This window comes from Saccharomonospora azurea NA-128, assembly GCF_000231055.2.
Lineage (GTDB): Bacteria > Actinomycetota > Actinomycetes > Mycobacteriales > Pseudonocardiaceae > Saccharomonospora > Saccharomonospora azurea.
The window spans coordinates 1,103,764-1,114,470 of record NZ_CM001466.1; the positions used below are offsets into that span (position 1 = coordinate 1,103,764).

Genomic DNA, 10,707 nt, shown 5'->3' on the forward strand with positions numbered 1-10,707 from the left:
AGCCTGACCCGACCCGAGCTCCAGTGCCACCGGCACCAGCACCGCGTCGGCCCGCGACCGCGCACTGTCCAGCAACGCCAGACCCTGCTCCGGGCTCAGTCCGCTGCTGCCGGACCGGGCGATGCGTTCCCGGTCGGCGTCGGCCATGCCGGCCGCCATGCCGCCGTTCTGCTGGTCCCACAACCCCCACGCCAACGACAGACCCGGCAGACCTTGGGCCCTGCGGTGCGCGGCCAGACCGTCGAGGAACGCATTGGCCGCCGAGTAGTTCGCCTGCCCTGGGTTGCCGAAGATCCCCGAAGCGGAGGAGAACAACACGAACTCCGCCACATCACGGTCCCGGGTCAGCTCGTGGAGATTCCACGCGGCCAGCGCCTTCGGCGCCATCACGGTCTCGATCCGCTGCGCGGTCATCGACTCGACCACACCGTCATCCAGCACACCCGCGGTGTGAACGACCGCGGTCAACGTCTCGATACCGGCGATCACCCCGGACAGAGCTTCCCGGTCAGCGGCGTCACAGGCGACCACGGAGACCTCGGCCGGAGCCAGAGACTCCAGCAGCTCCGGCGAAGCCACACCACGACGACTCAACAACACCAGACGCCGAGCGCCCTGCTCGACCAACCGGCGCGCCACCAGCCCACCCAGGCTTCCGGTGCCCCCGGTGATCAGCACGGTGCCATCGGGGTCCAACGGCTGCGGCAGCGACAACACGACCTTGCCGACATGCTTGGCCTGCGACATGAACCGAAACGCCTCCACCGCCTGGCGCACGTCCCAGACCCGCACCGGCAACGGCCGCAACGCACCGGCCTCGAACAGCGCGACCAGCTCGGTCCACATCTCGGCAATGCGCACCGGACCGGCCTCGATCAGGTCGAATGCCTGGTACCGCACGCCTGCGTAGGCCTCGGCCACCTGCTCGGGATCACGGACGTCGGTCTTGCCCATCTCCACGAACCGACCACCACGCGGCAACAACCGCAACGACGCATCCACGAACTCCCCGGCCAACGCGTCGAGCACGACATCCACACCACGACCCTCGGTCGCGGCCAGGAACTTCTCCTCAAAACCGAGATCACGCGACGACGCCAGGCAATCCTCCGGCAGCCCGACCGCGTCCCACTTGCTCGGACTCGCGGTACCGAAGACGCGCAGGCCCCAGTGCTTCGCCAACTGCACCGCCGCCATACCCACACCACCGGCAGCAGCGTGAATCAACACCGACTCACCCGAGCGCACGTCCGCCAGATCCCGCAACGCATAGAACGCCGTCAGGAACACGATCGGAACAGTCGCCGCCTCAGCAAACGACCACTCGTCCGGAATCCGCGTCACCATGCGGGAGTCGGAGACGGCCACCGGCCCGAAGGAGGCGGAGATTAGGCCCATGACGCGGTCTCCGGGCGCGAGGTCGCCGACCTCGGAACCGACCTCCAGCACCACGCCCGCGCCCTCGATACCCATGAGCCCGGCGTCGCCCGGGTACATGCCCAGGGCGTTGAGCACGTCCCGGAAGTTCACACCGGCGGCCCGCACCGCGATGCGCACCTCCAGCGGGCCCAACGGTTCTTCGGCGTCGGGGTACTCGATCAGCGACAGGTTCGACAGCGTCCCCTTGCCCACGCTGTCCAACCGCCACGCGCGCTGCGCCGGAGCCACCAACTGCGTCGACGCGCGACCCAGCCGCGCCACGAACGCCTCGCCGCCACGCACGACGGCCTGCGGCTCACCCGAGGCGGCCACGGCTCCCAGCAGGTCGGTCGAACGCGGATCGTCGTCCACATCCACGATCACGACCCGGTCCGGATGCTCGGCCTGGACCGTGCGCACCAGGCCCCACACACCGGCAGCGGCCACGTCACGCACCGGCTCACCGGGCTCGACGGCCACGGCACCCCGCGTCACGAGCACCAGACGCGCGTCGGCGTCGCCGTCGGTCAGCCACTCCTGCACCGACGCCAACACCGACGACACCACGTCGACCGGCCCACCGGAGACGCACTCGACCACCGTGTGGTCGACGGTGCTCCCGTCCACCAACGAGAGCGGTTCCCAGTTCAGCTGGAACAGGGCGTCCGGTGTGCTGCTCCGCACGAGCTGATCACCGGAGATCGCGCGCATCACCAGCGAGTCGACCGACGCGACCGGCTGACCTTCGGCGTCCGCCACCACGACCGACACCGCGCCGTCACCGGCCGGGCTCAACCGGACCCGCACCGCCGACGCGCCCACGGCGAACAGCGACAACCCGGTCCAGGCGAACGGCACCAGCCCGCCCTCGCTGTCGGTGTCCCTGAGCGCGAGCGCGTGCAGGCCCGCGTCGAAGAGCGCGGGGTGCAGGCCGAAGTGGGCGGCGTCGGCGTGACTCGCCTCCGGCAGCGCGACCTCGGCGAAGACCGTGTCGCCGTCGACCCAGGCCGCTTGGAGGCCGCGGAAGTTCTCGCCGTAGTCGAAACCGGCCGCGGCGAGCCCGTCGTAGAGCCCGGTGACATCCACTCGGCGGGCACCGGCGGGCGGCCACGCCGTCAGCTCTGTCGGCTCGCCGCCGTTGGTCGCGAGGACACCGGAGGCGTTGGTCGTCCACTCCACGTCCGTGCCGCTCCGGGAGTGGATCGACACCTCACGACGCCCGTGGTCGTCGGCCATGCCGACGGTCACCTGGAGCTGGACACTGTCCGACTCGGGCAGCACCAGCGGGGCGTGCAGGGCGAGTTCCTCGACGTGTCCGCAGCCGACCCGGTCGCCGGCGGTCACCGCCAGCTCGACCAACGCCGTTCCCGGCACGAGCACCTGGCCCATGATCCGGTGCTCGGCCAGCCACGGGTGCGTCCGCACCGACAACCGGCCGGTCAACACCACACCGTCGCCCGCGGCCAGTTCGACCGCGGCACCGAGCAGCGGGTGGTTGGCCGTTCCGAGGCCCGCGGAGGTGACGTCCCCGGCGACCACGCCGGACACCGTGGGCCAGTAGTGGTCGCGCTGGAAGGCGTAGGTGGGCAGGTCGATCTGCGGACCGGGGCCGAAGAAGGCGTTCCAGTCCACGCGCACGCCCCGGACGTGCAGGGCGGCCAACGCGGTCACGGTGCTCTCGGTCTCCGGGCGCTCACCACGCAGCACCGGCACGAACAGTGCGTCCGCCTCCGGCAGGCACGCCTGTGCCAGGGCGGTCAGGACGCCGTCCGGGCCCAGCTCGACGAACGCCGTCACCCCCTGTGCGGCGAGGGCGTCCACACCGTCGGTGAAGCGCACCGCCTGACGGACGTGCGTGACCCAGTACTCCGGTGACGTCAGCTCGGTCGCCAATTCGCCGGTGACGTTCGAGACGACCGGGATGTCGGGCTCGTGGAACTCCAAGCCCCGGAGCACCTGCCGGAAGTCGTCCAGCATCGGCTCCATCAACGGCGAGTGGAAGGCGTGGCTCACCGACAGGCGCTTCGTCTTACGGCCCTGGCTCGCGAACTCCTCCGCCACGGCGAGCACAGCGGCCTCGACGCCGGAGATCACGACCGAGTTCGGTCCGTTGATCGCGGCGATGCCGAACTCGTCGGTCGGCTCGATCTCGTCCTCGGTGGCCTCGACGGCGACCATCGCCCCACCGGCAGGCAGAGCCTGCATCAGACGCCCACGAGCCGCGACGAGCGTGCAGGCGTCCTGCAACGACAGCACGCCGGACACGTGAGCTGCGGCGATCTCGCCGATCGAGTGCCCCATCAGGAAGTCGGGTCGAACACCCCACGACTCCAGCAGCCGGAACAACGCCACCTCGACCGCGAACAACGCAGCCTGCGTGAACACCGTCCGATCCAGCAACTCCGGTTCGCCGAACACGACCTCCCGCAGAGGCCGATCGAGCTCGCGGTCGAAGAACGCGCATGCGGCGTCGAAGGCCTCGGCGAAGACCGGGCACTCGGCATAGAGCTCGCGGCCCATGCCGACCCGCTGCGCACCCTGCCCCGTGAACAGGAACGCGAGCTTGCGCGCCCTCGCCGTTCCCTCGATCAGGTTCGGTGCCTGACGCCCCTCCGCCAGAGCGGCCACGCCGCCGAGCAGAGTGTCCCTGTCGCCGCCGACGACGACCGCCCGGCGGTCCCACGCGCCACGGGTGGTCGCCAGTGCCCGGGCGACGTCCGCGATCGAGGAGTCGTCCCGCTCGGCGAAAGCCGTGAGGTTCGCGGCCTGGCCGGCCAGTGCCGTGGCGGACTTCGCCGACAGCACCCACGGCACCACCGAGGGCACCTGGGGCGCGTTCCGGGCTGCCGGAACCTCCGGCTCCGGGTCCGGAGCCTGTTCGATGATCGTGTGCGCGTTGGTGCCGCTGATACCGAACGACGACACCGCAGCTCGCAGCGGGTGTCCGTTCGGCTGCCACTCCTGCGCTTCGGTGAGGAGCTCGACCGCACCCGACGACCAGTCGACGTGCGGGGACGGCGCGTCGACGTGCAACGTCCTGGGCAACACGCCGTGGCGCATCGCCAGGACCATCTTCATCACGCCCGCGACACCGGCCGCGGCCTGGGTGTGGCCGATGTTCGACTTCACCGAGCCCAGCCAAAGCGGCCGGTCGCGGTCCTTGCCGTAGGTGGCCAGCAGCGCCTGTGCCTCGATCGGGTCACCCAGTGCCGTGCCCGTGCCGTGCGCCTCCACGGCGTCCACATCGGACGGAGTCAGACCCGCACTCGCCAGTGCCGCCCGGATGACGCGCTGCTGCGACGGGCCGTTCGGAGCCGTCAGACCGTTGGACGCACCGTCCTGGTTCACCGCGCTCCCGCGCACGACGGCCAAAACTCGATGTCCGTTGCGCTGGGCGTCCGACAGCCGCTCCACCAGCAGCACGCCGACGCCCTCGCCCCAGCCGGTGCCGTCGGCGGCCTCGGCGAACGCCTTGCACCGGCCGTCCATGGCCAGTCCGCGTTGAGCGCTGAAGTCGACGAACGCGCCCGGCGTGGACATGACCGTGACCCCGCCGGCCAGCGCCATCTCGCATTCGCCGTTGCGCAACGCCTGCACCGCGAGATGCAGTGCCACGAGCGACGACGAGCACGCGGTGTCGACCGTGACCGCCGGTCCTTCCAGGCCGAGGGTGTAGGCGATGCGGCCCGAGACCACGCTGGCCGAGACTCCGGTGCCCAGGTGCCCGTCACCGATGTCGGCCGACGCCAACAGCACCGACAGGTAGTCCTGCCCGTTGGATCCGACGAACACACCCGTCTGGCTGCCGCGCCGCGTCGTCGGGTCGATGCCCGCGCGTTCGAACGCCTCCCACGACGTCTCCAGCAGCAACCGCTGCTGCGGATCCATCGACACGGCCTCGCGCGGGGAGATCCCGAAGAACGCCGGGTCGAACTGTCCCGCCGAGTCGAGGAAGGCACCGTTCTTGGTGTAGCTGGTGCCCACGCTCTCCGGGTCCGGGTCGTAGAGCGACTCGACGTCCCAGCCCCGGTCGGTGGGGAACTCGCCGACCGCGTCCCGGCCTTCCGCGAGGAGGTTCCACAACTGCTCGGGGGTGTGGACGCCGCCGGGGAAACGGCACGCCATGCCCACGATCGCGATGGGCTCGTCGCTCGCGACCGCCGAGGTCACGGCGATCGCGGCGCCGGTGTCGCCGTCCAGGATCTCGGCTTCGAGGTGTTCCGCGAGGATCGTGGAGGTGGGGTAGTCGAAGACCAGGGTTGCGGGCAGCTCCAGCCCGGTCAGCGGAAGCAGCCGGTTGCGCAGCTCCACCGCGGTGAGCGAGTCGAAGCCGAGCTCGCGGAACGCGCGGTCCGGCTCGACGGCATCGGCGTTGGCGTAACCCAGCACGACCGCCGCCTCGGTGCGGACCAGGTCGATCAGGAACTGCCGACGACCGGCCGCATCCAACCGGGCCAGCTCCGCACGCAACCCCGTGGAGTCGTCGCTCTCCGGGGCCTGCTCGATCGCGCCCGGGATCTCGGTCAGCAACGGGCTCGGCCGAACCGACGTGAACACCGACGCGAAGGTCGGCCAGTCGACGTCGGCGACGGTGACGGTGACGTCCCGCTGTGCCTGCTCCAGAGCCCGCAACGCCCGCTCCGGCGACAACGCCACCAGACCACGCTTGGCCAGATGCTCGCCCGCCTCACCGGTCGCCATGCCGCTTCCGGCCCACGGACCCCACGCCACCGACGTCCCCGGCAAACCATCAGCACGACGCTGCTCGATCAAGGCATCCAGGAACGCGTTGCCCGCCGCATAACCGCACTGGCCACCACTACCCCACGTCGCAGCAATGGACGAGAACACGATGAAGGCGTCGAGGTCCTCGGTGAGCTCGTGCAGGTTCACCGCACCCGCAACCTTGCCCGCCACCACCTCGGCGAACTCCTCCACCGAACAATCCACCAACGGCGTCGACTGAGCGATGCCCGCCGCATGCACCACCACCGACAGATCCGACAGACCCGCGACGAGTTCGGCGACCGCATCCCGATCCGCCACATCACACGCAGCGACCGTCACCTCGACACCCAAGCCACGCAGCTCGTCCGCGAGCTCGGGAGCGTGTCCACGCCGACTCACCAAGACCAAGTGCTCGACACCGCGCCCGGCCAACCACCGAGCCACCTGAGCACCCAACGCACCCGTACCACCCGTGATCAACGCCGTGCCGGAGAACGACCACGACCCCTCGACCGTCGCCGAGTGCGCGGCCGGGACCAGCCGACGCGCGAACACCCCACTCGACCGGACCGCCACCTGATCCTCGGACCCGTCAGCGAGAACGCTCTCGACCAGGCTCAGCACTCGGGAGTCGACCCGCTCGGGCAGATCGATCAGACCGCCCCACGTGTCGGGGTGTTCCAGGGCGGCGACTCGGCCGAGGCCCCAGACCTGCGCCTGCTCAGCAGCACGGATACGGTCGGAACGCCCCACCGACACCGCACCCCGCGTGGCCGCCCAGACCTTCGCGCCCGCATCAACGGCAGCCTGGACCGCCGACAGGGTGTTCGCAGCATCGAGGCACGACACCACGCCCGCGAAGTCGCCCTCACGCAAAGTCGCGGCCAGCTCAGCGCGAACGACCTGCTCGACGACCCGCACCTCACCCAACGCCGCCAAGCCCTCGTCGAGTTCGGAGGTCAGCACCAACCAGCGCCCGGTGACCTCGGACTGCGGCACCGACACCGGCGTCCACGACACCGCATACCGCCAGTCCTGCACCACCGACGACTCACGACGACGCCTGCGCCACGCCGACAACGACGGCAACAACTCACCCAACGACCGCTCGTCCAGCCCCAACTCCGACGCCAACGCACCAGCATCGGCCCGCTCGACGAACTCCCAGAACCTCTGGTCGATGTCGTCGGCCTGCACGGTGGTGGCGGACGTACCCATGTCGAGCCAGTAACGCTCACGCTGGAACGCATACGTCGGCAGATCGATCCGGCCGCCCTCGACCAACGTGGTCCAGTCGACAGCGACACCACGGCAGTGCATCGCGGCCAGGGCACTCAGCGCGGTGCGGACCTCGGGCCGGTCACCCCGCAGCACCGGAACGAAAAGACCCTCGGACACCGACTGCTGCGCCATCCCCGACAACACACCATCGGGACCGAGCTCGACAAAGTTGCTCACACCCTGCGCAGCCAGGGTGCTGACGCCATCGGCGAAACGCACCGCCTGACGCACATGCGACACCCAATACTCAGGCGAGGCCAGATCGGTCGACAGCTCACCCGTCAGATTCGACACCACCGGAATCTGCGGCTCGTGGAACTCCAAGCCCTGCAGCACCTGACGGAACTCGTCCAGCATCGGTTCCATCAACGGCGAATGGAACGCATGACTGACGCTGAGCCGCTTCGTCTTACGACCCCGAGCAGAGAACTCCTCCGCCACCGCAAGCACAGCCGACTCGACACCCGAAATCACCACGGAGTTCGGACCGTTGATCGCAGCGATCCCCCACTCCTCGGTGGGTTGAAACTCCTCCTCGGTCGCCTCGATGGCCACCATCGCCCCACCACTGGGCAACGCCTGCATCAGACGCCCACGAGCGGCCACCAGAGCACACGCATCTTCCAGCGACAACACACCGGCAACATGAGCGGCAGCGATCTCACCGATCGAATGCCCCATCAGGAAATCGGGGCGCACACCCCACGACTCCAGCAGCCGGAAGAGCGCGATTTCGATCGCGAACAACGCGGCCTGGGCGAACTCGGTCTGGTTCAGCTCCTCCGCATCGCTCTCGATGACCTCACGCAGACGCGGATGCAACAGCTCACACGCAGCATCAAAAGCCTCGGCGAAGACGGGGAACTCGCCATACAACTCCCGGCCCATGCCCACCCGCTGAGCACCCTGGCCCGTGAACAGGAACGCCGTCTTCCCTCGCACCACCGACCCGGTGACCACATCAGCCGACGAACGCCCCTCGGCCAACGCCTCCAGAGCCGACACCAGAGCGTCCCGGCTCTCGCCCAACACCACGGCCCGGTGATCCAACGCCGCCCGCGTCGTGGCCAGCGAGAACGCCACGTCGGCCGCGTCCTCCGACTCGGCAACGGGCCGCAACGCCGCCGCTTGCGCGGTCAACGCCGCAGCCGTCTTCCCCGACACCACCCACGGCACGACCGAGGGCGCCTCGGACACGGCGTCCTGCTCCTGCACCGGTACCTGTTCGATGATCGTGTGCGCGTTGGTGCCGGAGATACCGAACGACGACACCGCCGCCCGCCACGGGCGGTCGACCTCGGGCCACGGGCGCGCTTCCGTCAGCAGCTCCACCGTGCCGGACGACCAGTCGATGTGTGAGGACGGCGCGTCGACGTGCAGCGTCTTCGGCAGCACACCGTGGCGCATCGCCATGACCATCTTGATCACACCCGCCACACCGGCGGCGGCCTGCGTGTGACCGATGTTGGACTTCACCGAGCCCAGATACAGCGGCCGGTCCCGATCCTTGCCGTACGTGGCGAGCAACGCCTGTGCCTCGATCGGGTCACCCAGCGGCGTGCCCGTGCCGTGCGCCTCGACGGCGTCGACGTCGAACGGGGTCAGACCGGCGCTGTCCAGCGCGGCACGAATGACGCGCCGCTGCGACGGACCGTTCGGCGCAGTCAGGCCGTTCGACGCACCGTCCTGGTTCACCGCCGACCCGCGCACGACAGCCAGGATGTTGCGGCCCTTGCGCTTGGCGTCGGACAACCGCTCCAACAGCAGAATGCCGACACCCTCACCCCAGCCGGTGCCGTCCGCGCCGTCGGCGAACGCCTTGCAGCGGCCGTCGTTCGCGAGGCCGCCCTGCGCGCTGAACTCCACGAACGTGCCGGGCCCGGCCATCACGGTGACGCCGCCGGCGAAGGCCATGTCGCACTCACCTCGGCGCAGCGAGTGCGTCGCCAGGTGCAGTGCCACCAGCGACGACGAACACGCCGTGTCAACCGTGACCGCGGGACCTTCCAGCCCGAACGTGTAGGCGATACGACCCGAGGCGACACTCGGCGTTGTCCCCGTCATCAGGTGGCCCTGCACGCCGTCGGGTGCGGCGTCCACGCTGATGCCGTAACCGTGTGCGGCCGCACCGACGAAAACGCCGGTCTGGCTGCCCTTCACCGACAACGGGTCGATCCCCGCCCGCTCGAACGCCTCCCACGACGTCTCCAACAGCAACCGCTGCTGCGGATCCATCGCCAACGCCTCACGCGGCGAAATCCCGAAGAACCCGGGATCGAACTCCGGCGCCTCGTAGAGGAACCCGCCCCCACCGGCACCGAGGTCGGCGCCGTCCGCGTCCCCGAGGTCCCAGCCTCGGTCCGTCGGGAACCCGGAGATGGTGTCCTGTTCGGACTCCAGAAGCCGCCAGAGGTCTTCGGGCGAGCGCACACCACCGGGGTACCGACAGGCGATGCCGATGATGGCGATCGGCTCCTGCTTGCGTTCCTCGACCTCCCGCAGCTGGCGGTGCGCGTCGCGCAGGTCTGCGGTCGCACGCTTGAGGTAGTTGATGAGCTTGTTCTCGTCGTTCATCGGAAGTCTTCCACCCTCGCGAAGCGATCGGTCAGAGGTCAGGAGTTGCCGAATTCCTTGTCGAGCAACTCGAAGAGTTCGTCGGCGGTGGCCGACTCGATGTCGTCGGCTTCGTCGGGCGCCTCGGAGTCGCGCAGCGGCGCGTTCCATTCGGAGAGGAGTGCGGCGAGCCTGCCGCCGATCCGCTCCCGCTCCCGCCGATCCGCGCCGGCACTCGACAACATCACGGCCAGTCGGTCGAGCTCGGCGTCGAGCCCGCCGTCGGCGTGGTCGTCGACCAGTTCGCCGCGGAGGTACTCGGCCAGGTCCTGTGGTGTCGGGTAGTCGAAGACCAGCGTCGCCGGGAGCTTCAGCCCGGTGGCCGCGTTGAGGCGGTTACGCAGCTCGATGGCGGTCAAGGAGTCGAAGCCCAGCTCGCGGAACGAACGGTCGGACTCGACCAGCTCGACATCCTGGTAACCCAGCACGAGGGCCGCCTGCTCCCGGATCACCCCGATCAACAGCTCCCTCTGCTGCTCACCGGACAGCCCGGCCAGGCGCCGTGCCAGCGAGTCCCCGGAGTCCGCGGCACGCGACGCGGCCGCGCGTCGGGTCACGCGCACCAGCGAGCGCAGCAGCGGAGGAACGTCCTCGGCCCTGGCCTGCCCCGACCCGAGCTCCAGTGCCACCGGCACCAGCACCGCGTCGGCCCGCGACCGCGCACTG

Annotated in this window: 2 protein-coding genes; both read right to left on the bottom strand. The window is 69.7% G+C overall.

What is annotated here, in order from left to right; all coding sequences use genetic code 11:
* The coding region (locus SACAZDRAFT_RS04980; protein WP_005439277.1) for a type I polyketide synthase at positions 1-10,002 on the bottom strand (10,002 nt) is incomplete at its 3' end.
* A gap of 38 nt (positions 10,003-10,040) precedes the next feature.
* Positions 10,041-10,707, bottom strand: a 667-nt coding sequence (locus tag SACAZDRAFT_RS04985; RefSeq protein WP_005439278.1) for an acyl carrier protein, incomplete at its 5' end; no start/stop codon positions are given.